Source organism: Paraburkholderia sp. SIMBA_027 (assembly GCF_046535315.1).
Lineage (GTDB): Bacteria > Pseudomonadota > Gammaproteobacteria > Burkholderiales > Burkholderiaceae > Paraburkholderia > Paraburkholderia tropica.
The window spans coordinates 1-268 of record NZ_JAWRWY010000674.1 but is presented as its reverse complement, the minus strand read 5'-3'; the positions used below and the strand labels follow the sequence as shown (position 1 = coordinate 268).

Annotated in this window: 1 protein-coding gene; it reads right to left on the bottom strand. The window is 65.3% G+C overall.

Annotation, left to right across the window (positions count from 1 at the left end; all coding sequences use genetic code 11):
- Nucleotides 1-188, bottom strand: a 188-nt coding sequence (locus tag SB764_RS40715) for a hypothetical protein (RefSeq protein ID WP_410866858.1), incomplete at its 3' end; no start/stop codon positions are given.
- Nucleotides 189-268 lie beyond the last annotated feature (80 nt).

Sequence of the window (268 nt, the reverse complement as noted above, 5' to 3'; positions counted from 1 at the left end):
GAATCCTCGCGGCTGCACACGTACGGTTCCATCCCGGCACTTGCCACCTGATACTGCAAATCTTCGGTGATGATGTTAATCGCTGTCACGGGCTGGCCGCTCACCGTGCGGGCCAACTCCACCAGGTTCTGCAGGCGCTCCGAGGGCACCGGAACGGCGATCCGGAGCCCTGGCCCGGGAATAGGCAAACCCTTCCGGGACAGCACCGCGTCCCTGGCCAGCTCACCTACCCTCACCACTGGCGCACCGGCCGGGACGACCCAACACA